20 protein-coding genes are annotated in these 23,336 nt (G+C 61.3%); 9 read left to right on the top strand and 11 right to left on the bottom strand.

Annotation, left to right across the window (positions count from 1 at the left end; genetic code table 11):
- Positions 1-378: 378 nt before the first annotated feature.
- The 3 genes from SERRSCBI_RS03770 to SERRSCBI_RS03760 all read left to right on the top strand — a co-directional run bounded on the left by SERRSCBI_RS03770 (position 379) and on the right by SERRSCBI_RS03760 (position 2,689).
- Complete coding sequence (locus tag SERRSCBI_RS03770; protein WP_033651644.1) at positions 379-1,149, top strand: basic amino acid ABC transporter substrate-binding protein; 771 nt, start codon at positions 379-381, stop codon at positions 1,147-1,149.
- Between the two features lie 114 nt (positions 1,150-1,263).
- Positions 1,264-1,983 carry an amino acid ABC transporter permease gene (locus SERRSCBI_RS03765; protein ID WP_042706788.1) on the top strand — a complete coding sequence of 240 codons (720 nt, stop codon included), beginning with the start codon at positions 1,264-1,266 and terminating at the stop codon, positions 1,981-1,983.
- Positions 1,967-2,689, top strand: a complete 723-nt coding sequence (locus SERRSCBI_RS03760; RefSeq protein ID WP_042783703.1) for an amino acid ABC transporter ATP-binding protein — start codon at positions 1,967-1,969, stop codon at positions 2,687-2,689. Before SERRSCBI_RS03765 ends, SERRSCBI_RS03760 begins: the two co-directional genes overlap by 17 nt.
- 52 nt (positions 2,690-2,741) lie before the next feature.
- Here the strand turns inward: SERRSCBI_RS03760 and SERRSCBI_RS03755 are convergent, their stop codons facing one another.
- The 5 genes from SERRSCBI_RS03755 to cysG form a co-directional block, all read right to left on the bottom strand.
- On the bottom strand, positions 2,742-3,068 hold the full coding sequence (locus tag SERRSCBI_RS03755) for a DUF3561 family protein (protein ID WP_033641885.1): 327 nt from the start codon (positions 3,066-3,068) through the stop codon (positions 2,742-2,744).
- Positions 3,069-3,152: 84 nt separating this feature from the next.
- Positions 3,153-3,842: an adenylyl-sulfate kinase gene (gene cysC / locus SERRSCBI_RS03750; RefSeq protein ID WP_084587945.1), complete on the bottom strand. Its 690-nt coding sequence runs from the start codon at positions 3,840-3,842 to the stop codon at positions 3,153-3,155.
- Entirely contained in the window at positions 3,781-5,208 is a 1,428-nt protein-coding gene (gene cysN / locus SERRSCBI_RS03745; RefSeq protein WP_033641884.1) for a sulfate adenylyltransferase subunit CysN, read from the bottom strand. The genes cysC and cysN overlap by 62 nt, the downstream gene beginning before the upstream one ends.
- A gap of 11 nt (positions 5,209-5,219) precedes the next feature.
- On the bottom strand, positions 5,220-6,128 hold the full coding sequence (gene cysD / locus SERRSCBI_RS03740) for a sulfate adenylyltransferase subunit CysD (protein WP_033641883.1): 909 nt from the start codon (positions 6,126-6,128) through the stop codon (positions 5,220-5,222).
- Positions 6,129-6,150: 22 nt separating this feature from the next.
- Complete coding sequence (gene cysG / locus SERRSCBI_RS03735; RefSeq protein ID WP_042783702.1) at positions 6,151-7,581, bottom strand: siroheme synthase CysG; 1,431 nt, start codon at positions 7,579-7,581, stop codon at positions 6,151-6,153.
- A gap of 261 nt (positions 7,582-7,842) precedes the next feature.
- Between cysG and SERRSCBI_RS03730 the strand changes: the two genes are divergently transcribed.
- Positions 7,843-8,913, top strand: coding sequence for an aminopeptidase (locus SERRSCBI_RS03730; RefSeq protein ID WP_042785639.1), 1,071 nt, complete (start codon positions 7,843-7,845; stop codon positions 8,911-8,913).
- Positions 8,914-8,967: 54 nt separating this feature from the next.
- Here the strand turns inward: SERRSCBI_RS03730 and SERRSCBI_RS03725 are convergent, their stop codons facing one another.
- The 3 genes from SERRSCBI_RS03725 to cysJ all read right to left on the bottom strand — a co-directional run bounded on the left by SERRSCBI_RS03725 (position 8,968) and on the right by cysJ (position 13,278).
- The gene (locus SERRSCBI_RS03725; protein ID WP_042783701.1) at positions 8,968-9,702 is read right to left on the bottom strand and encodes a phosphoadenylyl-sulfate reductase; all 735 of its coding nucleotides are present in this window, start codon (positions 9,700-9,702) and stop codon (positions 8,968-8,970) included.
- 61 nt (positions 9,703-9,763) lie between these two features.
- Positions 9,764-11,479 carry an assimilatory sulfite reductase (NADPH) hemoprotein subunit gene (gene cysI / locus SERRSCBI_RS03720; protein WP_042783700.1) on the bottom strand — a complete coding sequence of 572 codons (1,716 nt, stop codon included), beginning with the start codon at positions 11,477-11,479 and terminating at the stop codon, positions 9,764-9,766.
- Positions 11,479-13,278: an NADPH-dependent assimilatory sulfite reductase flavoprotein subunit gene (gene cysJ, locus SERRSCBI_RS03715; RefSeq protein ID WP_033651649.1), complete on the bottom strand. Its 1,800-nt coding sequence runs from the start codon at positions 13,276-13,278 to the stop codon at positions 11,479-11,481. The genes cysI and cysJ overlap by 1 nt, the downstream gene beginning before the upstream one ends.
- Positions 13,279-13,714: 436 nt before the next feature.
- Here cysJ and queD point away from each other — a divergent pair, with 436 nt between their 5' ends.
- On the top strand, positions 13,715-14,074 hold the full coding sequence (gene queD / locus SERRSCBI_RS03710; protein WP_004932638.1) for a 6-carboxytetrahydropterin synthase QueD: 360 nt from the start codon (positions 13,715-13,717) through the stop codon (positions 14,072-14,074).
- Between the two features lie 26 nt (positions 14,075-14,100).
- Here the strand turns inward: queD and SERRSCBI_RS03705 are convergent, their stop codons facing one another.
- Together SERRSCBI_RS03705 and queE are read right to left on the bottom strand one after the other, a co-directional pair.
- Positions 14,101-14,610: a GNAT family N-acetyltransferase gene (locus SERRSCBI_RS03705; protein ID WP_049866645.1), complete on the bottom strand. Its 510-nt coding sequence runs from the start codon at positions 14,608-14,610 to the stop codon at positions 14,101-14,103.
- A gap of 43 nt (positions 14,611-14,653) precedes the next feature.
- Complete coding sequence (gene queE / locus SERRSCBI_RS03700; protein WP_033641878.1) at positions 14,654-15,325, bottom strand: 7-carboxy-7-deazaguanine synthase QueE; 672 nt, start codon at positions 15,323-15,325, stop codon at positions 14,654-14,656.
- A gap of 327 nt (positions 15,326-15,652) precedes the next feature.
- Between queE and SERRSCBI_RS03695 the strand changes: the two genes are divergently transcribed.
- The 4 genes from SERRSCBI_RS03695 to SERRSCBI_RS03680 all read left to right on the top strand — a co-directional run bounded on the left by SERRSCBI_RS03695 (position 15,653) and on the right by SERRSCBI_RS03680 (position 22,092).
- A complete protein-coding gene (locus SERRSCBI_RS03695; protein ID WP_033641877.1) occupies positions 15,653-16,993 on the top strand; it encodes an aromatic acid/H+ symport family MFS transporter in 1,341 nt (446 codons plus the stop codon).
- 378 nt (positions 16,994-17,371) lie between these two features.
- Positions 17,372-19,063 carry a urocanate hydratase gene (gene hutU, locus SERRSCBI_RS03690; RefSeq protein WP_025159649.1) on the top strand — a complete coding sequence of 564 codons (1,692 nt, stop codon included), beginning with the start codon at positions 17,372-17,374 and terminating at the stop codon, positions 19,061-19,063.
- A complete protein-coding gene (gene hutH, locus SERRSCBI_RS03685; RefSeq protein ID WP_025301604.1) occupies positions 19,060-20,595 on the top strand; it encodes a histidine ammonia-lyase in 1,536 nt (511 codons plus the stop codon). Before hutU ends, hutH begins: the two co-directional genes overlap by 4 nt.
- A 102-nt stretch (positions 20,596-20,697) precedes the next feature.
- The gene (locus SERRSCBI_RS03680; RefSeq protein WP_042783699.1) at positions 20,698-22,092 is read left to right on the top strand and encodes an amino acid permease; all 1,395 of its coding nucleotides are present in this window, start codon (positions 20,698-20,700) and stop codon (positions 22,090-22,092) included.
- Between the two features lie 36 nt (positions 22,093-22,128).
- On the opposite strand, the gene SERRSCBI_RS03675 is transcribed toward SERRSCBI_RS03680, so the two are convergent.
- Entirely contained in the window at positions 22,129-23,325 is a 1,197-nt protein-coding gene (locus tag SERRSCBI_RS03675; RefSeq protein ID WP_042783698.1) for a methionine gamma-lyase, read from the bottom strand.
- Positions 23,326-23,336: the final 11 nt, after the last annotated feature.

Raw genomic sequence — 23,336 nt, 5'->3', positions numbered from 1 at the left:
TCGTTGGACTCCACACTGAGAGCGGCATTTCAACGCCAAATTCAGAATACGGATGAAGGATTCCCATGTTCAGCGCCTAATTCCGCTGCGAAAGCGGCAAAAAAAGCCGCTTTAGTCCGGCGCGCGCGCCGCGTTTTCCGCTGATACACACACTGCCCTTCCCCCATTATGCAGCAAGAATCACTGCACCATCGCATCCTGACCCGTCGCTTACGCCAAGGCAAAGCAAAGCAAAGCAAAGCAAGAAGTGAATATTTAACACCATAGAAAGAATAATCCTCATGCAGTGGTTGCACTTTCATTCATTGAAGCTTATTTTTATGCACTCATAGTGCATAAATAATTCCAATATATAACCATTCATTATCGGGGATCGCGATGTTAAAACGTTTAGTTCTGATCGGCGCCTGCCTGGCCGCCACCTTCTCCACCGCCGCGCTGGCGGCTGAACCTACCTACGTCGTCGGCTCCGGCGGCACCTATCGGCCGTTCGAGTTTGAAAACAGCCAAAAGCAGCTGGAAGGTTTCGACATCGACATTATCAAAGCCGTAGCCAAGGCCGAAGGTTTCCAGATAAAACTGATCAATACGCCGTGGGAAGGGATCTTCGCCACGCTGAATTCCGGCGATCGCGATATCATCATCTCCGGCATCACCATCACCGATAAACGCAAACAAATGGTTGATTTTTCTGCGCCTTACTTCCCGGCAGAGCAGGCCATCGTGGTGCCGCAAGACTCGAAGGTAGACTCCATTGCCGCGTTGAAAGCGCTGAAGGTCGGCGTGGTGAACTCCAGCACCGGCGACATCGTGGTGTCCGACGCGCTGGGCAAAAACAGCACCGCCATCAAACGCTTCGACAATACCCCGCTGATGCTGCAAGAGCTGTATGAAGACGGCATCGGCGCGGCGGTCGGCGACGTCGGCGTGGCCAAGTTCTACATCAAAACCCACCCTGAGAAAGCTTTCAAGCTGGTGCCCGACGCCAAGTTCGAACGTCAGTATTTCGGCATCGCCGTCGCCAAAGGCAACGATGAGCTGCGCAACAAAATCAACGCCGGCCTGAAGAAAATCATCGCCGACGGCACCTACGCCAAGATCTACCAAGCCTGGTTCGACAGCAACGTACCGACGCTGCCGGCGGAATAATGCCCTGCCGCCGGCGCCCGCAAGGCCGTCGGCGCGCCACCGTTTCAGCATACCAAGAAGGAATACCCTTTGAACTTCCGCTGGGAGATCATCCAGGAATACGCGCCGCTGTTTATGGAAGGCGCCTGGATGACCATCAAATGCACCATTATCTGCGTGCTGCTGGGCACCACCTGGGGATTGATCCTCGGTCTGGGGCGCTTGGCGCAGGCGCCGCACGGCATCTGGAAACCCATCCTGCATTACGGCGTTCAGTGGCCGGTGCGTATCTACATCAGCGCCTTTCGCGGCACCCCGCTGTTCGTGCAGATCATGGTGGTCCACTTTGCGCTGGTGCCGCTATTCATCAACCCGCGCGACGGCCTGCTGGTCACCAGCGGCCTGATGAGCGTCGACTTCGCCCGCGCGCTGCGCGCCGATTACGGCGCCTTTCTCTCCTGCGTGGTGGCGATCACGCTCAACGCCGGCGCCTATGTGTCGGAGATCTTCCGCGCCGGGATCCAATCGATCGACCGCGGCCAGATGGAAGCATCGCGCTCGTTGGGCATGAGCTACGGCAAGACCATGCGACAGGTTATCTTGCCGCAAGCCTTCCGGCGCATGCTGCCGCCGCTGGGCAACAACGCCATCGCCATCGTCAAGGATTCGTCGCTGGCCTCCGCCATCGGCCTGGCGGATCTGGCCTATGCCGCCCGCACCGTCTCCGGCGCCTACGCCACCTATTGGGAGCCCTACCTGACCATTTCGCTGGTCTATTGGGTCATCACCTTCCTGCTCTCGCTGCTGGTGCAACACATGGAAAAGAGGTTCGGTAAAAGTGATTCGCGTACATAACCTGCAAAAACAGTTCGGTGAAAGCCACGTGCTGCGCGGCATTTCCTGCCGGATCGCCGCCAACGAAGTGGTGTGCGTCATCGGCCCCTCCGGCTCCGGTAAAAGCACCTTCCTGCGCTGCATCAACGCGCTGGAAACGCTCTCCGGCGGCGAGATAGAGGTGAATGGCTTCGCCGTCCACGATCAGAAAACCGACCTGAATAAGATGCGAGAAAGCGTGGGCATGGTGTTCCAGCGCTTTAACCTGTTCCCGCACATGACGGTGTTGGAAAACATCATCATGGCGCCGGTAAGCGTGAAAAAACTGCCGCGCGCCGAAGCCATCGCGCAAGCGGAACAGCTGCTGCGCAAGGTCGGCCTGCTCGACAAAATCGACGCCTATCCCAACAGCCTGTCCGGCGGCCAGCAGCAGCGGGTAGCGATCGCCCGCGCGCTGGCGATGGAGCCGAAAATCATGCTGTTCGACGAACCGACCTCCGCGCTCGATCCGGAGCTGGTGGGCGAAGTGTTGGCGGTGATGAAATCGCTGGCCCATGAGGGCATGACCATGGTGGTCGTCACGCATGAGATGGGCTTTGCCCGCGAGGTGGCCGACCGGGTACTGTTTATCGATCAGGGGATCATTCAGGAAGAGGGGCAGCCGCAGCAGATCTTCAGTCACCCGTCCAATCCGCGCACTCAGGCATTTTTGAGCAAAGTTTTGTAACCTTCGGCACGGCTTTGCAATCCTGCGGGCGCCGGCCTCGGCGCCCACTCTCTCACCACCCGGTCAGGAAGCTGAACACCAGCCAGAACAGGCACAGCACAACGGCGCCGGTCAGCAACAGCGTCAAGATCAGACGGCCGCGCAGCAGCATGCTGAGGGTGATGCCGATCAGCACCGACAGCGGCATTAGCGCCAGGAAGAATGGCCAGGTATAAAGCAGGAAAAACAGCGTGTTGGAACCGTAAACCAAAAACGGCAACGCGAACGCCAGCCAGTAGAAAACAAAGCCGCTGACGCCGCCCAGGAAAGAATAAGAAGGCTCCTCTTTCTCCTGTTTTGACTGCTTGGAGTCGATCAAGATAGGCGTGACATTTTGCATAGTGATCCCTGGTTATTCGGCTCGCTCTGCGGCGGCTTAGAGTAAAAAGCGCATGGCGAAAAACGCCACACGCTTTTTTTGAATTCAGGGTTTGATAATAGCCTGACCACGCAACACGTCTAACAATTGCGCAATCAAATTTGTTACCAATTGTTGGCCATCAAGGTGGATTTCCGGCTGCTGCGGCGCCTCGTAAACCGCGTCGATACCGGTGAAATTGCGCAGCTCGCCGGCGCGCGCTTTCTTATACAATCCCTTCGGATCGCGCGCCTCGCAGATCGCCAACGGCGTATCGACAAACACCTCGATAAAGCGATCGTCGCCGAGCATCTCACGTACCATCTGCCGTTCGGCGCGGTGCGGCGAAATGAACGCGGTCAGCACCACCAGCCCGGCGTCCACCATCAGCTTGGCCACTTCCCCCACTCGGCGAATGTTCTCGCGCCGATCCTCGTCGGAGAAGCCGAGATCGCGACACAGGCCGTGGCGCACGTTATCGCCGTCCAGCAGATAGGTGCTGACGCCGAGCCCATGCAGCGCCTGCTCCAGCGCGCCGGCGACGGTGGATTTGCCCGAGCCGGACAGCCCGGTAAACCACAGCACCGCGCCGCGATGGCCGTTGCGCGCTTCGCGATCCGCGCGCGTCACCGCGTGCGGATGCCAAACCACATTTTCGTCGTCCGGCCCGGTCGCCCTCAGTTCAACGGCCACCTTATCGGCCACCGAGCAGATCGCGCGCGCCCCAGTGCGGGAAGTGCTTGCGTACCAGCGCATTCAGCTCCAGCTCGAAGGCGCTGAATTCGCCGCGCGCCGCCGATGCGGCCTGCAGCGTTTCACGTACCAGACCGGCGCCAACCGTCACGTTGCTCATGCGATCGATAAAGATCAGCCCGCCGGTGTCGTGATTGCTCTGGTAGCTGTCCAGCACCAGCGGTTCGTCGAAGGTCAGCTCCACCAATCCGATGCCGTTGAGCGGCAACGTGTCGGCCGGATGCTGCGCCAGCGTATTGATCTCCACCTGATGGCGGATGCTCTCCACGCGCGCGCGGGTCTTTTTACCGGCGATCTTGATGTCGTAGCTCTGGCCCGGCACCAGCGGCTGCTCGGCCATCCATACCACGTCTACCAGCGCGCTCTGCGCCGCCTGCAGACTTTCGCCGGCGTCGACCAGCAGATCCCCCCGGCTGATGTCCACTTCATCCTTCAGCACCAGCGTAATCGCTTCGCCCGGCACCGCCTCTGGCAGATCGCCGTCGAAGGTCACGATGCGCGCCACGCTGGACTCCACGCCGGAAGGCAGCACTTTGATGCGTTGCCCCACCCGCACCACGCCGGCGGACAGCGTGCCGGCATAGCCGCGAAAATCGAGGTTCGGGCGGTTGACGTACTGCACCGGGAAGCGCAGCGGCTGGTTTTCTCGCTCGCTGACCACGTCAACGCTCTCCAGCACTTCCAGCAGGGTCGGGCCGCTGTACCACGGCATATGGGCGCTTTCGCTCGCCACGTTGTCGCCGTCCAACGCCGACAGCGGCACAAACTTGATGTCCAGATCGCCTGGCAGCTGCTGGGCGAAGGTCAGGTAATCCTGTTTGAACTGCTCGAACACCGCTTCCTGATAGTCCACCAGATCCATTTTGTTTACCGCGACCACCAGATGGCGAATGCCCAGCAGGGTCGCGATAAAGCTGTGGCGGCGAGTCTGATCCAGCACCCCTTTACGCGCGTCGATCAACAGGATCGCCAGATCGCAGGTAGAGGCACCGGTGGCCATGTTGCGGGTGTACTGCTCATGCCCCGGGGTATCGGCGATGATAAACTTGCGTTTTTCGGTCGAGAAGTAGCGATAGGCCACATCGATGGTGATGCCCTGCTCGCGCTCGGCCTGCAGACCGTCCACCAGCAGCGCCAGATCGAGCTTCTCGCCCTGGGTGCCGATGCGTTTGCTGTCGCTGTGCAGCGTCGATAGCTGATCCTCGTAGATCTGGCGGGTATCGTGCAGCAGGCGGCCGATCAGGGTGCTTTTGCCGTCGTCGACGCTGCCGCAGGTCAGAAAACGCAGCAGGCTCTTGTGCTGCTGCGCGTGCAGATAGGACTCGACGCCGCCCTGGTCAGCGATTTGTTGTGCAATTGCGTTGTTCATCCGGCGGCTCCTTAGAAATACCCTTGACGCTTTTTCAGCTCCATCGAGCCGGACTGATCGCGATCGATCATCCGCCCCTGGCGTTCACTGGTGGTGGAGACCAGCATTTCTTCGATGATCTCCGGCAGGGTTTGCGCCTGCGAGTCCACCGCGCCGGTCAGCGGCCAGCACCCCAGGGTGCGGAAACGCACCATGCGCTGGCTGATCACTTCACCCGGCTGCAGATCGATGCGATCGTCGTCCACCATCATCAGCATGCCGTCGCGCTCCACCACCGGGCGCGGTTTCGCCAGGTACAGCGGCACGATGTCGATGTTTTCCAGGAAGATGTACTGCCAGATATCCAGCTCGGTCCAGTTCGACAGCGGGAAGACGCGGATGCTCTCCCCTTTGTTGATCTGGCCGTTGTAGTTGTGCCACAGCTCCGGCCGCTGGTTTTTCGGATCCCAGCGATGGAAGCGATCGCGGAACGAATAGATGCGCTCTTTGGCGCGCGATTTCTCCTCGTCGCGCCGCGCACCGCCGAAGGCGGCGTCGAAACCGTACTTGTTCAATGCCTGCTTCAGGCCCTCGGTTTTCATGATGTCGGTATGCTTGGCGCTGCCGTGCACGAACGGGTTGATGCCCATCGCCACCCCTTCCGGGTTTTTATGCACCAGCAGCTCGAAGCCGTACTCCTTCGCGGTGCGATCGCGGAATTCGTACATTTCGCGGAACTTCCAGCCGGTATCGACGTGCAGCAGCGGGAACGGCAGCGTGCCGGGGAAGAACGCCTTACGCGCCAAGTGCAGCATCACGGAAGAGTCTTTGCCGATGGAATACAGCATCACCGGGTTGGCGAATTCAGCGGCGACTTCACGGATGATATGGATACTCTCCGCCTCCAATTGCCGCAAATGAGTGAGTCGTTTTTCGTCCATAACAGGTCCTTAAAAGCCTTGCCTATGCCAAATTCACGACGGCCGGGCGCGCGGCCCCTTCCGTCTGCGATTGATGCCCGAACCAGGCGATTTGGTGATGCAGTTCCACCACTTCGCCGATCACCAGCAGCGCCGGCAACGGCGCCCGTTGGGCCAGATATTCCAGTTGTTCCAGCGTGCCGATCTGCACCTGCTGATCGGCGCGCGTGCCGCGGCTGATCACCGCCACCGGCGTCGCGGCGTCGCGACCGTGGGCGATCAGGCGCTGGCTGATGTCCGCCGCCTTCATGGTGCCCATGTAGATAGCCAGCGTCTGCCGCGCCCGGGCCAGATCGGCCCAGTCCAGGCCATCGCCGTCGGGGCGGCAGTGGCCGGTGATAAAGGTCACGCTCTGCGCGTGGTCGCGGTGCGTCAGCGGAATGCCTGCGTAGGCGGTCGCCCCCGCGGCGGCCGTGACGCCCGGCACCACCTGGAACGGAATGCCGGCGGCGGCGGCCACCTGCAGCTCTTCGCCGCCGCGGCCGAAGATGAACGGATCGCCCCCCTTGAGGCGCACCACGCGCTTGCCCTGCTGCGCCAGTTCCACCAGCAGCCTATTGGTCTCTTCCTGGATCACCGAGTGCGCGCCGGCGCGCTTGCCCACGCAGATGCGCTCGGCGTCGCGGCGCACCAGATCGAGGATTTCGCCGCTGACCAGATGGTCATACAGCACCACGTCCGCTTGCTGCATCACCTGCAGCCCGCGCAGGGTCAACAGCCCCACGTCGCCCGGCCCGGCGCCCACCAGCGCTATCTCGCCCTGGGTGCCCTCATCGCCTGCGGCGAAGCGGTGTAAATCCTGCTCCAGCTGGCGTTCCGCCTGCGCCGTCTGGCCGTTGGCCACCAGCGTGGCGAAACGGCCGCCGAAGGTGTTTTCCCAGAAACGGCGACGTTCGCCGATCGAAGCCAACCGCTGTTTGACCTGGCCACGCCAGCGGCCCGCCACCTGCGCCATCAGCCCCAAACTGGCGGGCAGCAACGCCTCCAGCTTTTCGCGCAGCAACCGCGCCAGCACCGGGGCCTGGCCGCTGGACGATACGGCCACCACCAGCGGCGAGCGATCGATGATCGACGGGAAGATGAACGAACAGCGCGGCTGATCGTCCACCACGTTGGCCAGCACCCGGCGTTTATCCGCCTCGGCGAACACCGCGGCGTTCAGCGCATTGTCGTCCGTGGCGGCGATCGCCAGAAACACGTCGTCCAGTTGCTGCGGATCAAAGGTTTTCCCCAGCCAGAGCACCCGCCCTTGCTGACGTTGTTGTTCCAGTTCCGGTGAGAGCGACTGCGCAACTATCCGTATTTCAGCCCCGGCGCGCTGAAGCAGGGAGACTTTGCGCGCCGCCACGTCACCACCGCCAACGACCAGCACCGGACGTTGTTTCAGGTCGGCGAATATTGGTAGATAGTCCACAACAGCCTTTTCATATAACAGAAAGATAGTGTGACTATACGGGCTGAGATTTAGCCTCTGAAATGACGAAAAGGAATGATTAGTTCCTTTATGGAATATAGGCCGCAGCGCAGGAGGCAAACCATGCTCATCGCGACGGCGATTTGCGCGTTCGCGCGAAAATTAAGAGACAGGGAAATTGTGTAATGCCGCCCGTCGTCTCATACTGGACGCCGAAGAAAAATGATCGGCAGCGCCGATAGCAAAGAAGGATTTTTCGGTATGTTTTCCCGTTTTTACCTGAAGACCAGCCTGCTGGCCCTCGCACTCGGCGGCGTCTTCAGCGTGTGTGCCGCACAGCCCGTAAAAGACGCGCCAATGGGCCGTTTCGCCGCCGAACAGACCCGCCACATCGCCACTTACTTCCCCGGCCGCATGGCGGGCAGCCCGGCAGAATTGCTCACCGCCGACTATCTCAAGCAGCAGTTCGGCAAGATGGGTTACCAAAGCGACATTCGCAGCGTCAATACGCGCTATCTCTACACCAGCAAAGACGGCAAGAAGAACTGGAATAACGTCACCGCCAGCTCGGTGATCGCCGCACGAAACGGCGACAGCCCGAAACAGGTCGTGATCGTCGCCCACTTCGACACCTATACGCCGCAGAGCGACGAGGATCTGGATAACAATCTTGGCGGCCTGACGCTGCAGGGCGTCGACGACAACGCCTCCGGCATCGGCGTGATGCTGGAGCTGGCGGAACGCCTGAAGGATATCCCCACCGCCTACGGCCTGCGCTTCGTCGCCACCAGCGCTGAAGAGATCGGTTCGCTGGGCGCGCAGAACTACCTGCAGCGCATGAGCGCGGAAGAGAAAAGCAACACCGTGCTGGTGATCAACCTCGACAGCCTGATCACCGGCGATCGTCTGTACTTCAACGCCGGGCGCAACACGCCGCCGCAGATGGCGAAGCGCTCCCGCGATCGCGCGCTGGATATCGCCCACCGCTACGGCATCGCCGCCGCCACCAACCCAGGCAACGCGCAGCATCCGCAAGGCACCGGCTGCTGTTCCGATCAAGAGGTGTTCGACGCCGCAGGCATCCCGGTCTTGTCAGTGGAGGCCACCAACTGGTCGCTGGGCGACAAGGACGGTTACCAGCAGCGCGCCGTCAGCCCGCACTTCCCGCAGGGCATCACCTGGCACCGCCCGCAGTACGACAACCTGCAGTATCTGGATCGCTACCTGCCGGGGCGGATCGACAAACGCAGCCGCGACAGCGTGCAGATCCTGCTGCCCTTGATCAAAGAGCTGGCGCAGGCGCACCCGCCGAAAGCGCAAAAGAAAAAGTAGCCCGCAAAAAACAGGGCCCAGCATTGCTGAGCCCTGTGATGTCATTCGCGTCGTTTAGCCTTCGTGCAGGCCGCACTCGCGCTTCAGGCCGAAGAAACGCGTCTCTTCCTCGCTCATGCCCGGCTCCCACTTCTGGGTGGTGTGGGTATCGCCGACCGACAGGTAACCCTGCTCCCACAACGGGTGGTAGCTCAGCCCGTGTTCGGTCAAATACTGGTAAATCTTGCGGTTGTCCCAGTCGATGATCGGCAGGATCTTGAACACCCCACGCTGCACCGCCAGCACCGGCAGATTGGCGCGGCTGCCGGACTGTTCGCGCCGCAGGCCGGCGAACCAGCTCTGCGCGCCCAGCGTCTCCAGCGCGCGGTTCATCGGCTCGACCTTGTTGATCTGGTTGTATTTTTCAATCTCTTCCACGCCCAGCTCCCACAGCTTGCCATAGCGCGCCTCTTGCCAGGCGGGAGACTGTTCGGCGCGGAACACCTGCAGATTCAGCTTCAGCTGGTCGGTCAGTTGATCGATAAAGCGATAGGTTTCCGGGAACAGATAACCGGTGTCGGTCAGGATCACCGGGATATCCGGCCGGATACGCGTCACCAGGTGCAGACATACCGCCGCCTGAATGCCGAAACTGGACGAGAGTACAAACTCGCCGGGCAGATGCTCCAGCGCCCATTCGACGCGCTGTTCGGCGCTGAGGCTCTCCAGCTGGCCGTTGACCACCGCCAATGCCAGCGCCTGCCCGGATTTGGGCAACGCGTTTAGCGCCGCCAGATCGAATTCAGCCATGTTGTCTCTCCTGATACTTGAAATTACCTGTGCGGCCCCTCTGCCCAGGGGCCGCCCGGCCTCACTCCCAGAAATCTCGCGCCGGATCCAGCACCGGTTTGACGATGCCCGCGCGAACGGTGAAGTCGCCGAAGCCTTCGCCGGCGTTGCGCTCCTTCGACCAGCGCCCCACCAACAGGTCGATCTCGCTCAGGATCTCGTCTTCGTTGATGTTTTCGCGGTACATGCGCGGAATGCGCGTGCCTTCGCGGTTGCCGCCCAAATGCAGGTTATAGCGGCCGACCGCCTTGCCCACCAGCCCCAGCTCCGCCAGCAGCGCGCGGCCGCAGCCGTTCGGGCAGCCGGTGATGCGCAGCACGATATGCTCGTCGCCCATCCCGTGCCGATGCATGATCTCCTCAACCTTCGTGACGAACTGCGGCAGGAAGCGCTCGGCCTCCGCCATCGCCAGCGGGCAGGTCGGGAACGACACACAGGCCATCGAGTTCTTGCGTTGCTCGCTGATCTGGTCGTCGATCAGGCCATGATCGCGCGCCAAGGCGTCGATCTTGGCCTTCTCGCTTTCCGGCACGCCGGCGATGATCACGTTTTGGTTCGCCGTCAGACGGAAGTCGCCTTTATGGATCTTGGCGATCTCCGCCATGCCGGTCTTCAGCGGGCGCCCCGGATAGTCCAGCAGGCGGCCGTTCTCGATAAACAGCGTCAGATGCCACTGATCGTCGATGCCCTTCACCCAACCGATGCGATCGCCACGGCCGGTGAATTCATACGGACGGATCGGCGCGAAGGTGATGCCGGCGCGCTTTTCCACTTCGGCGCGGAAAACGTCCACGCCGACGCGCTCCAGCGTGTATTTGGTCTTGGCGTTCTTGCGGTCGGTGCGGTTGCCCCAGTCGCGCTGCGTGGTGACCACCGCTTCCGCCACCGCCAACGTATGCTCGAGCGGAATGTAGCCGAACTCGCTGGCCTGCCGCGCGTAGGTTTTCTTGTTGCCGTGCTCAATGGACAGCCCGCCGCCCACCAGCAGGTTGAAGCCCACCAGCTTGCCGTTTTCGGCGATCGCCACGAAGTTCATGTCGTTGGCGTGCAGATCGACGTCGTTCTGCGGCGGGATCACCACCGTGGTTTTGAATTTGCGCGGCAGGTAGGTCGGCCCCAGAATCGGCTCTTCGTCGGTGGTGGCCACCTTTTCCTGATCCAGCCACACCTCTGCATAGGCGCGGGTGCGCGGCAGCAGGTGTTCAGAGATCTTCTTCGCCCACTCGTAGGCTTCCTGATGCAGCTCGGACTCCACCGGGTTGGAGGTGCACAGCACGTTGCGGTTCACGTCGTTGGCGGTCGCCAGCGCGTCCAGCCCCAGGCGATTCAGCAACTGGTGCACCGGTTTGACGTTGCCTTTCAGGATGCCGTGAAACTGGAACGTTTGGCGGTTGGTGATGCGAATGCTGCCGTACAGCGTGCTCTCCTGCGCGAACTTGTCGATGCCCAGCCACTGCTGCGGGCTGATGACGCCGCCCGGCAGGCGGCAACGCAGCATCATGGCGTGGCGCGGCTCCAGCTTCTGCTCGGCGCGTTCGGCGCGAATGTCGCGGTCATCCTGCTGGTACATGCCGTGAAAACGGATCAGCAGGAAGTTGTCGCCGTTGAAGCCGCCGGTCAGGCCGTCGTTCAAATCTTCGGCGATGGTGCCACGCAGGAAGTTGCTCTCCTTCTTCATGCGCTCCGCATCGGCCAGTTTGCCTTCGACCACCAAAGGCCCGGGGTGTTTATCACTCATCAGTAAACATCTCGCTGATAACGGCGCTCAAGGCGCAGCTCACTTAAAAATTCATCCGCCTGCTCGGTATCCATGCCACCGTGCTCGGCCACCAGTTCCAGTAATGTGTGTTCCACGTCTTTCGCCATGCGATTGGCATCGCCGCAGACGTAAATGTGCGCGCCTTCCTGAATCCAGCGCCACACTTCCGCGCCCTGTTCGCGCAGTTTGTCTTGTACGTATATTTTATGTTGCTGGTCGCGGGACCAGGCCAGATCGATGCGGGTCAGCAGGCCGTCTTTCACGTAGCGCTGCCATTCAACCTGGTACAGGAAATCTTCGGTAAAGTGCGGGTTGCCGAAGAACAGCCAGTTTTTGCCGCCGGCGCCGTCGGCGTCGCGCTGCTGCATAAAGGCGCGGAACGGCGCGATGCCGGTGCCCGGGCCGATCATGATCACCGGCGTTTCCGGGTTGGCCGGCAGACGGAAGTTGTCGTTGTGCTCGATAAACACCCGCACGTCGCCGTCCTCCTCCAGGCGATCCGCCAGGAAACCGGAGGCGCCGCCGCTGCGAGCGCGCCCGTCGATGTCGTAACGCACGACGCCCACGGTGATGTGCACTTCGTTCTCATTTTCCGCCTGTGAAGAGGCGATGGAGTACAGGCGCGGCGTCAGCGGACGCAGCAGCCCGACCAGCTGTTCGGCGCTCAGATCCGCCGGCGCCTGGCGCACCATGTCGACGATCGGCGTGTTGTGCGCATACTGCTGCAGCGCGGCTTTATCCGCCAACAGACCGATCAGCTTTTCGTCGCGCGACAGCGCGGCGTATTTATCGACGATCGGCGTGGTATTCTGCGTCAGTTCGAAATGGCTGCGCAGCGCCTGCGCCAGCGGCAGGGTTTGCCCTTCCACCTCCACCGGTTCGTCGCCTTTCAGCCACAATAGCTGCACCAATTCGTCCACCAGCGCCGGATCGTTGTCGAACCATACGCCGAGCGCATCGCCAGGCTGGTAGCGCAGGCCCGAATCGCCCAAATCGATCTCAATATGGCGCACGTCTTTATCGGACGCGCGGCCGGTAATTTTCTGCTTGACCGCCAGTTGGGCGGTGAGCGGTTGTTCCTTGCTGTACGGGCTGCTGTCGATCAGGTCGACCGCGCCGCTGGCCAACGCGCCCGGCGCGGCGCTTTCCGCCGGCGCGCGCGCCTTCAGCACCGACACCACCTGTTTGCGCCAGGCGGCGGCCAGTTCCTGATACTCCACGTCGGCATCCACGCGCTCAACCAGGCGCTCGGCGCCCAGTTCGGCCAACTTGGCGTCGAAATCTTTACCGGACTGACAGAAATTCTCATAAGAGGTGTCGCCCAGCCCGAACACCGCAAACGCGGTGTCACTCAGCTTGGGCGCCTTTTTCGAGAACAGGTATTTATGCAGCGCCACCGCTTCTTCCGCCGGCTCGCCTTCCCCTTGCGTGGAGGCGACGATCACCAGCAGGCGCTCTTGCGCTATCTGTTTGAATTTGTAGTCGCCGGCGCTGATCAGCGTGGCGTTCAGATTGGCGGCCAGCAAATCGTCGCGCAGCTGCTCCGCCAGGCGGCGCGCATTGCCGGTCTGCGAAGCGGAAATGATGGTGATGCCGGCGGCGGCAGGGGCGGCGGGCGCAATGGCCACGGCTCCTGGCTGTTGATTGACCATGCCCCAAAAATAACCGGACAGCCACGCCAGCTGCGTCGGCGAATAGTCGCCGATCGTCGCCTGCAGGCGTGCCAGCTGTTCGGGCGTCAGCGGGAGCAAAGATGTTGGAGGAGCCTGAGTCGTCATTGCTGTACTTATTTCCTATACTTAGCGCCTTTCCTGCCAGGCGCGCGCCAGTGTCAGTCGCTGTCTCTTCGCTGCGTCGGGTGTGCGGAAAAGATCAGGAGAGTTTGTAAGGTTACCGAGCAGAATAGCAACGATTAAATAAGGGATAGCAATAAATCATAACCAAAATGACTAAGCTGTTTTTCTGGTAAGGGATAACGCTTAAACCGTTAAACAAAGTTTTTTATCCAGATGAAAATAAAGCACTTTTTTTCATCATCTTTTCACCGTTCAACATTTCGGCTCATAACCCCAGCCGATAGGTGCCGCAGACACCAAACAAAAAAAGTGTTAACCGGATGCGTTTGCCGTGGCGGTAGACCATAACGGTATAAATGGCAAGCAGACGCGCTTTCCGGTACTATGCGGCGGTTTTTGAGTCAATGAGGCCGTAATAATGGCAACCACGCTGTTTAAAGATTTTCAGTTTGAAGCCGCACACCGTTTGCCACATGTGCCGGAGGGCCACAAATGCGGCCGTCTGCATGGGCATTCGTTTATGGTGCGTCTGGAAGTGACCGGTGAAGTGGATCCCCACACCGGTTGGGTGATGGATTTCGCCGAGCTCAAGGCTGTGTTTTCCCCGATCTGGGAGCGGCTGGATCACCATTATCTGAACGATATTCCAGGATTGGAAAATCCCACCAGCGAAGTGCTCGCCGCCTGGATTTGGCAGCAGCTCAAGCCCCAGTTACCGGAACTGACTGCGGTGATGGTGAAAGAGACCTGTACGGCGGGATGCGTATATAAAGGTTGATGCCGTGAGGGTATGTGCAGATACCCTCACACTACCTCGCCTTGCAGATCCAGACGCCGCGCCGTCCAGGGCCTTTCCGACAGGCTCAACGCCATTCCCCCTCGATAGACAAACGTTTTGCTCTCGCCATCCTCAATGAACGCCGTCTCGTTTTCCATCGCCCGATAGCCGGCGCCGGTATAGTACTTTTCGCTTACCGCAAACAGTATGGAATACGCGATCCCTTTACTGCGCAAATAGTCATGCGCCTTCACCAGCATGTTTGCGGCCACGCCGCGGCGCCGATGCGTGTGTGCCACGGCCACCAGCCCGATGATGCCGATCACCTCGGCCTCACCGTCAATCAACACCGGCCGCTCATGCACCGCCAGTTGGCCGACGATCGCCTCGCCTTCCGTGGCGGTCACCAGGCAAGCCGGCACCTGCCGCCGATAAAATCCGTCGGTTATCTCGGGGAAAGCGTCGGACAACAGCGAGCGAATCGACCGCAATTCCGCTTCCGTCACCGCCTCGAATGCACGCGATACAATTTTCACCGTAACTCCCGTCCCGTTCGAAGGCCTGCGGCCAATAAAAAACTCAGGCGATATTCAGATATTTGTGGGTCTGCATCGACAGCCGCCAATTGCGCGCAATGCAGGTTTCGATGCACAGGCGGGTCGCCTCTTCTTTCTGGCTGATCGGCTGCAGCGCGATAATGCGCGCCTTATCGTCCTGCAGCGTCGCCAGCAGCGCATCCAGCGCCTCGATATCGCGCTCGCGCGCCACCGGATGCTTCACCTCGTCGGCGCGCCGCAGCGCCTGATCCAGCACCTTCATGCCGCCGCGCATATTCACCTTGGGCGAAACCGTCACCCAGGTGTTGGCGGAGCAGCGAATTTCGTGGGTGCCGCTGGTTTCAATCTGGCAACGGTAGCCGTGCTGCTCGAACAGCTCGGTCAACGGCGCCAGATCGTAGATGCAAGGTTCCCCGCCGGTGATCACCACATGGCGCGCGGTGTAACCTTGTTGGCGCATCACCGCCAACAGCTGCTCGGCGCCGGCATTGCCCCAGGCGTCGCTCTCTTCTGTTTTGACCAGGATCCGTTGCAGGTCGACTTCCCGATGGGCTTCCTTTTCCCAGGTATGTTTGGTGTCGCACCAGCTGCACCCTACCGGGCAGCCCTGCAGGCGGATGAAAATGGCCGGAACGCCGGTGAAAAAGCCTTCGCCCTGCAAGGTTTGGAACATCTCGTTGATCGGGTACTGCATCGGTTTCTCAATCTGGAAAAGTAAAAAGCGATTATCGCAGATTCCGGCCCGGCGACCAAACGGCCAAAATTGTATTAAATTTTATCCTCCGCGCCGCCGTCAGCATATCTCACCGCCAAGGGCGTTCATTTAATTTGTGAACCGGTCTTTGGCCTTTCATCGGCGGTGCAACCTGCTCCACAGAAAACAACACGCAGTTAACAAATAAGATAATTATATTTGACATAAAGCGCCGACGCGCAGATGTATATACAAGCAAACACAAGCCGAGCGCCAGTTTCGGCCACGTTCCATCCATCACGACTACATCTGCGTTTAGAGGGTGCCATGACTCATTCCACCAGCGAGTTAAACATTCAACAGGCCATCGACGACAGCAAGTTTTCGCTGTTTCACTGGACACTGATCATTCTCGGATTTCTGATCCTCGCCATCGACGGTTTCGATACCGCCGCCATGGGCTATATCGCCCCCTCGGTCGCCAAAGACTGGGGCATCGTGAAGCAGGATCTGGGGCCGGTGCTGAGCGCTGCGCTGCTGGGGCTGTCGCTCGGCGCGCTGATCGCCGGGCCGATCTCCGATCGCATCGGCCGCAAGCGCGTACTGGTGTTTTCCTGCCTGTTCTTCGGCCTGTCGAGCCTGGCCACCGCCTACGCCGGTTCGCTCAACAGCCTGACGCTGTGGCGCTTCCTCACCGGTCTCGGGCTGGGGGCGGCGATGCCCAACGCCATTACCTTGATCTCCGAATACGCGCCGCAGCGCTGCCGTTCGCTGGCGATCAACACCATGTACTGCGGTTTTCCGCTGGGCGCGGCCGGCGGCGGCGCCATTTCATCGTGGCTGATCCCGAACTACGGCTGGCACAGCGTGCTGCTGCTCGGTGCCATCGCGCCGCTGGTCTTGACTGTCCTGCTGATCCTGCTGCTGCCGGAGTCGGTTAAATATATGGTTAACCGCGGCCAGGATGCGGCGAAGATCAAGCGTATCGCGCAGCGCTTCGTCAGCCGGAGCCTCGACGGCGTGACGCGTTTTTACCTGTACGAAGAGAAGCTGGCGCAGACCAAGACCAGCGTCGGCCTGCTGTTCAGCCGCCCTTACCTGCTCGGCACGCTGATGCTGTGGCTGACCTACTTTATGGGGCTGGTGATCTACTACGTGTTGCTGAGCTGGATGCCAATCCTGATGCAGGGATTGGGCTATCAGTTGGAGCAATCGGCGATGCTCACCTCGCTGTTCACCTTCGGCGGCACGCTGGGCATCTTGGTGGCCGGCTGGTTGATGGACCGCTGGAATGCGCACAAAGTAGTCTCGAGCGGCTTTGTCGTCACCGCCTTGCTGATCGTGGCGATGGCCACCGAGGATAAACAGATAGTACTGCTGGGCGCCTTCATCTTCCTGATGGGCGTCACCATGAACGGCGCGCAGTCCGGGCTGCAAACGCTGGCGGCGACCTTCTACCCGACCCACAGCCGCGCCACCGGCATCGCCTGGATGCAGGGCATCGGCCGCTTCGGCGGCGTCGCCGGCACCATGATGGGCGCCCAACTGCTGGCCATGCAGTGGGAAGTGCAGAGCATCCTGATGTTCCTGTGCGTGCCGGCGCTGATCGCCGCCATCGCCACGGTGTGCAAGATGAGCCGCAAACCGACGCTGCAGCCGGCCGCCTGACCCTTGCAAGCCCGCCCACGGCGGGCTTTCTTCCTGCGGTGATAGGGCTTTTTTATCCTCCGCCGTCAACTGTAATCAGACTGTAAAAATATTGTGACTAGCCGCCCAAAAATGAGTCAATTTTTAATTCATTTTTGCCGAACAGCTCACTTTTCTCCGGCTTTCCGTACCTGAGACCGGCGATAAAAAAATCGCATATCAACCTGATATAAAAAAGAAAATAACTTTTTCTTATGCCACTTTTCAGCGGCAACTGGTCAGTGTTGCATATGCTTGTACATACAAGTATATGTTAATAAGCCCTACGCATTGTTATGCCGTGGTACTCATCCCCACCGCGGCATGGAATCTGCACCGATACTGTTTGAGGAAACTGCTGTGACTACAAATAACAAAGTTCGCAATGTCGATGTACGCGCGCCACGCGGCACACAATTAAACGCAAAAAGCTGGCTGACCGAAGCGCCGTTACGCATGCTGATGAACAACCTCGATCCTGAAGTTGCGGAGAACCCACACGAGCTGGTGGTGTACGGCGGCATCGGCCGCGCCGCGCGCGACTGGGATTGCTACGACAAGATCGTCGAAACCCTGAAAACGCTGGAAGAAGACGAAACCCTGCTGGTGCAGTCCGGCAAACCGGTCGGCGTCTTCAAAACCCACAGCAACGCGCCGCGCGTGCTGATCGCCAACTCCAACCTGGTGCCGCACTGGGCAACCTGGGAACACTTCAACGAGCTGGACGCCAAAGGCCTGGCGATGTACGGCCAGATGACCGCCGGCAGCTGGATCTACATCGGCAGCCAGGGCATCGTTCAGGGCACCTATGAAACCTTCGTCGAAGCGGGCCGCCAGCACTACGACGGCAGCCTGCAGGGGCGCTGGGTGCTGACCGCCGGTCTGGGCGGCATGGGCGGCGCGCAGCCGCTGGCCGCGACGCTGGCGGGCGCCTGCTCGCTGAACATCGAATGTCAGCAGAGCCGCATCGATTTCCGTCTGAAAACCCGCTACGTCGATGAGCAGGCCAAAGATCTGGACGACGCGCTGGCCCGCATCAAGAAATACACCTCAGAAGGCAAAGCCATCTCCATCGCTCTGTGCGGCAACGCGGCGGAAATCCTGCCTGAGCTGGTGCGCCGCGGCGTGCGCCCGGACATGGTCACCGACCAGACCAGCGCCCACGATCCGCTGAACGGCTACCTGCCGAAGGGCTGGAGCTGGGAAGAGTATCGCCAGCGCGCGCAAACCGAGCCGGCCAAAGTGGTCGCCGCCGCCAAGCAATCGATGGCCGATCACGTCAAAGCCATGCTGGCGTTCCAGCAGATGGGCGTGCCGACCTTCGACTACGGCAACAACATTCGCCAGATGGCGAAAGAAACCGGCGTCGACAACGCCTTCGACTTCCCGGGCTTCGTGCCGGCCTACATCCGTCCGCTGTTCTGCCGCGGCATCGGGCCGTTCCGCTGGGCGGCGCTGTCCGGCGATCCGCAGGACATCTACAAAACCGACGCAATGGTGAAAGAGCTGATCCCGGATGACGAGCACCTGCACCGCTGGCTGGACATGGCGCGCGAGCGCATCAGCTTCCAGGGCCTGCCGGCGCGCATCTGCTGGGTTGGCCTCGGCCAGCGCGCCAAGCTGGGCCTGGCGTTCAACGAGATGGTGCGCCGCGGCGAACTGTCCGCCCCGATCGTCATCGGCCGCGACCATCTGGATTCCGGCTCCGTTTCCAGCCCGAACCGTGAAACCGAAGCGATGAAAGACGGCTCAGATGCCGTTTCCGACTGGCCGCTGCTGAACGCGCTGCTGAATACCGCCAGCGGCGCCACCTGGGTTTCCCTGCACCACGGCGGCGGCGTCGGCATGGGCTTCTCCCAACACTCCGGCATGGTGATCGTCTGCGACGGCACCGACGAAGCCGCCGAGCGCATCGCCCGCGTCCTGCACAATGACCCGGCTACCGGGGTCATGCGTCACGCCGACGCCGGTTACGATATCGCTATCGACTGCGCCCGTGAGCAAGGCCTGAACCTGCCGATGGTTGCCGCGACCCAAGGAGAAAAAGCATGAAAGCGCTGACTATTCGCCCAGGCAAACTGACGCTGGCCCAGCTACGCGACGTGTATCAACACCCGGTGACGCTGACGCTGGACGACAACGCCTACGGCCCTATCCAGCAGAGCGTGGCCTGCGTGGAACGCATCGTTGAAGAAAACCGCACCACTTACGGCATCAACACCGGGTTTGGCCTGCTGGCTTCGACCCGCATCGCCCGCGACGATTTGGAAAACCTGCAGCGTTCGATCGTGCTGTCACACGCCGCCGGCGTGGGCGAACCCACCGACGACAATCTGGTGCGCCTGATCATGGTGCTGAAAATCAACAGCCTGTCTCGCGGCTTCTCCGGCATTCGTCTGGAAGTCATCCAGGCGCTGATCGCGCTGGTCAACGCCGAAGTTTATCCGCATATCCCGCTGAAGGGCTCGGTCGGCGCCTCCGGCGACCTGGCGCCGCTGGCGCACATGAGCCTGGTGCTGCTGGGCGAAGGCCAGGCGCGTCATCAGGGCCAATGGCTGCCGGCGACCGAAGCGCTGGCCAAGGCCGGTCTGAAACCGCTGACGCTGGCGGCGAAAGAGGGCCTGGCGCTGCTGAACGGCACCCAGGTCTCCGCCGCCTTCGCGCTGCGCGGCCTGTTCGACGCGGAAGACCTGTTCGCCGCCGCGACCGTGGCGGGCAGCCTGACGGTGGAAGCGGCGCTGGGCTCCCGCAGCCCGTTCGATGCGCGTATCCATGAGGTGCGCGGCCAGCGCGGCCAGATCGACGCCGCCCTCGCCTACCGCCACCTGCTCGGTGCGCGCAGCGAAGTCTCCGACTCGCACCGCAACTGCGAAAAAGTGCAGGATCCTTACTCCCTGCGCTGTCAGCCGCAGGTGATGGGCGCCTGCCTGACGCAGATCCGCCAGGCCGCCGAGGTGCTGGAGATAGAAGCCAACGCCGTCTCCGATAACCCGCTGGTGTTCGCCGAGCAGGGTGACGTGCTGTCCGGCGGCAACTTCCATGCTGAACCGGTGGCGATGGCCGCCGATAACCTGGCGCTGGCGTTCGCCGAAATCGGTTCACTGTCCGAGCGCCGCATCTCGCTGATGATGGACAAACACATGTCGCAACTGCCGCCGTTCCTGGTGGAAAACGGCGGCGTGAACTCCGGCTTCATGATCGCTCAGGTCACCGCCGCGGCGCTGGCCAGCGAAAACAAAGCGCTGGCGCATCCGTCAAGCGTCGACAGCATCCCGACCTCCGCCAACCAGGAAGACCACGTCTCCATGGCGCCGGCCGCCGGTCGCCGTCTGTGGAGCATGGCGGACAACGTGCGCGGCATTCTGGCGGTCGAATGGCTGGCCGCCTGCCAGGGCCTGGATTTCCGCAACGGCCTGAAGACCTCGGAAGGTCTGGAGCAGGCGCGCCGTCTGCTGCGCGAGCATGTCAGTTTCTACGACAAGGATCGTTTCTTCGCCCCCGACATTGAAGCCGCCAGCCAACTCTTGGCGGCCGGTCACCTGACATCGCTGCTGCCTGCGGCGCTGCTGCCTAGCCAGGCATAATCATCACACACTGAATCACGCAGTTTGTTCTGCCACGCCGGGTGCGTTCCACCCGGTGCGGGCAGCGCGTGCCTGTTCGGCAAACACTTAACGGGAAACAACATGCGTAACGAAACGACACAACTCAGACGCGGACTAAACGCGCGGCATATCCGTTTCATGGCTCTCGGCTCGGCGATCGGCACCGGCCTGTTCTACGGCTCCGCCGGCGCCATCCAACTGGCCGGCCCGGCGGTGCTGCTGGCCTATCTGGTGGGCGGCGCGGCGGTATTCATGGTGATGCGCGCGCTGGGTGAAATGGCGGTGCATCAGCCGGTTTCCGGCTCGTTCGGCCACTACGCCAGCCACTATCTCGGCCCGCTGGCCGGGTTCCTCACCGGCTGGACCTACACCTTCGAAATGGTGATCGTCGCCCTGGCGGACGTCACCGCCTTCGGCATCTATATGGGGCTGTGGTTCCCGGACGTCGCTCAGTGGGTTTGGGTGCTCAGCATCATCCTGTTTATCGGCGCGCTCAACCTGTGCAGCGTCAAGGTCTTCGGCGAGCTGGAGTTCTGGCTGTCGCTGGTCAAGGTCGCCGCCATCGTGGCGATGATCGTCGGCGGTGCAGCGGTGATGCTGTTCGGTTTCGGGCAAACCCAGCACGCCACCGGCATCAGCAACCTGTGGCAACACGGCGGCTTTATGCCTAACGGCATCGGCGGCGTGGTCGCGTCATTGGCAGTGGTGATGTTCGCCTTCGGCGGCATCGAGATCATCGGCATTACCGCCAGCGAGGCGAAAGACCCCGCCAAAGTGCTGCCGAAGGCGATCAACGCCGTGCCGGTGCGCATCCTGCTGTTTTACGTGCTGACGCTGACGGTGCTGATGGCTATCTATCCGTGGAACAGCATCGGCCAGAACGGCAGCCCGTTCGTTGATATCTTCAGCAACCTCGGCATCAGCTCCGCCGCCAACGTGCTGAACGTGGTAGTGATCACCGCCGCCATTTCGGCCATCAACAGCGATATCTTCGGCGCCGGCCGCATGATGTACGGCATGGCGCAGGACGGCCAGGCGCCGCGCAGCTTCACCAAACTGACCGCCAGCGGCGTGCCGTGGATGACGGTGCTGGTGATGTCGGTCGCCCTGCTGTTGGCGGTGGTGCTCAACTACCTGATCCCGGAGAAGGTCTTCATGATCATCGCTTCGATCGCCACCTTCGCCACCGTCTGGGTGTGGCTGATGATCCTGCTGTCGCAGATCGTCATGCGCCGCACGCTGTCGCCGGAAGAAACGCGCCAGTTGAGCTTCCCGGTGCCGTGGTGGCCGGTGGCGCCGGCATTGGCGACCGCCTTTATGGCGTTCGTCATCGGCCTGCTCGGCTATTTCGAAGAGAGCCGCATCGCGCTGTACGTCGGGTTGGTGTGGATCGCTTTACTCACCGTGGCTTACTGGCTGTGGGTGCGCAAGAAAGGCGGCGGTTCGCCGGTGACCGCGGCGACGCAACAGATGTAACGCTCGCTTCTGCTAAAACCCGCTGCGGCGGGTTTTTTATTGCGCCTGCGCCAACGCCTGCAGGATATCCGCCTGCAGATCGTCAAACGCCTCCAGCCCGGCGGACAACCGCACCAGCCCCTCGCTGATGTGATGCCGTTTCCGCTCTTCCGGCGTGTAGGCCGAGTGCGTCATGCTGGCCGGGTGCTGCGCCAGGCTTTCGCAATCGCCCAGGCTGACCGCGCGCAAGATGAGCTGCAGCGCGTTGAGGAAACGAATGCCCGCACGCAGGCCGCCCCGCAGCTCAAACGCCAGCATGCCGCCGGGGCGCGCCATTTGCCGCTGCGCCAACGCATGCTGCGGGAAGTTCGCCAGGCCGGGGTAATATACCCGCTCGACCGCCGGATGCTCCGCCAACATCTCCGCCAGGCGCTGCGCGTTATCGCAATGACGATCCATGCGCAGCGGCAGGGTTTTCATCCCGCGCAGCACCAGCGCAGCATCCTGTGCCGACAGTACCGCCCCGGTCATGTCCTTTAGCCCCTCCAGACGGATCGCTTCGGCCAACGCCTGACGCGTCACCGCTATTCCGGCCAGGAGATCGCCGTGTCCGCCGAGGTACTTGGTCGCCGAGTGCACCACGATATCGGCGCCTAGCGCCAAAGGCCGCTGCAGATAGGGCGTGCAATAGGTGTTGTCCACCAGCAACAGCGCCTGATGCCGATGGGCAATCTCCGCCACGGCGGCGATATCGATCAAACGCATATTGGGATTGGCCGGCGTTTCGCAATACACCAGGCGGGTACGCGGTCCAATGGCCGCCGCCAGCCGCTCCGGCCGGGTCAGATCAACGTGGGTTATCTTGACGCCAAAGCGCGCCAGGCCATGATGAAAGTAGCTGAAGGTGCAACCATACACGGTTTCGTCGACAATCAGCTCATCGCCCGGTCTGAGCAGCGTCCAGCAACAGGCGGTGATCGCCCCCATGCCGGAAGCGAACGCCACCGCCGCCTCCCCCTCCTCCAGGTTGGCGACGCGTTGCTCGAGCAGGTTTAACGTCGGATTGGCGATGCGCGAGTAAAAGTACCCCGGCTCGGTGCCGGCAAAGCAGGCGCCGCCGTATTCCGCAGTGGGGAAAGCAAACGTAGAGCTCATAAACACCGGCGGAGACAGTGCCCCCTGATACCGCTGCGGATCGTAGCCGTAATGAATAGCCCGGGTGGCAAAGTCGTGGCCAACTGCTGTAGCGGACATAACACAACTCC

The sequence above is a fragment of the Serratia sp. SCBI genome (assembly GCF_000747565.1).
Classification (GTDB): Bacteria; Pseudomonadota; Gammaproteobacteria; order Enterobacterales; family Enterobacteriaceae; genus Serratia; species Serratia ureilytica.
Note: the sequence above shows the minus strand (reverse complement) of the source record. Positions and strands in the feature narration are given on the sequence as shown.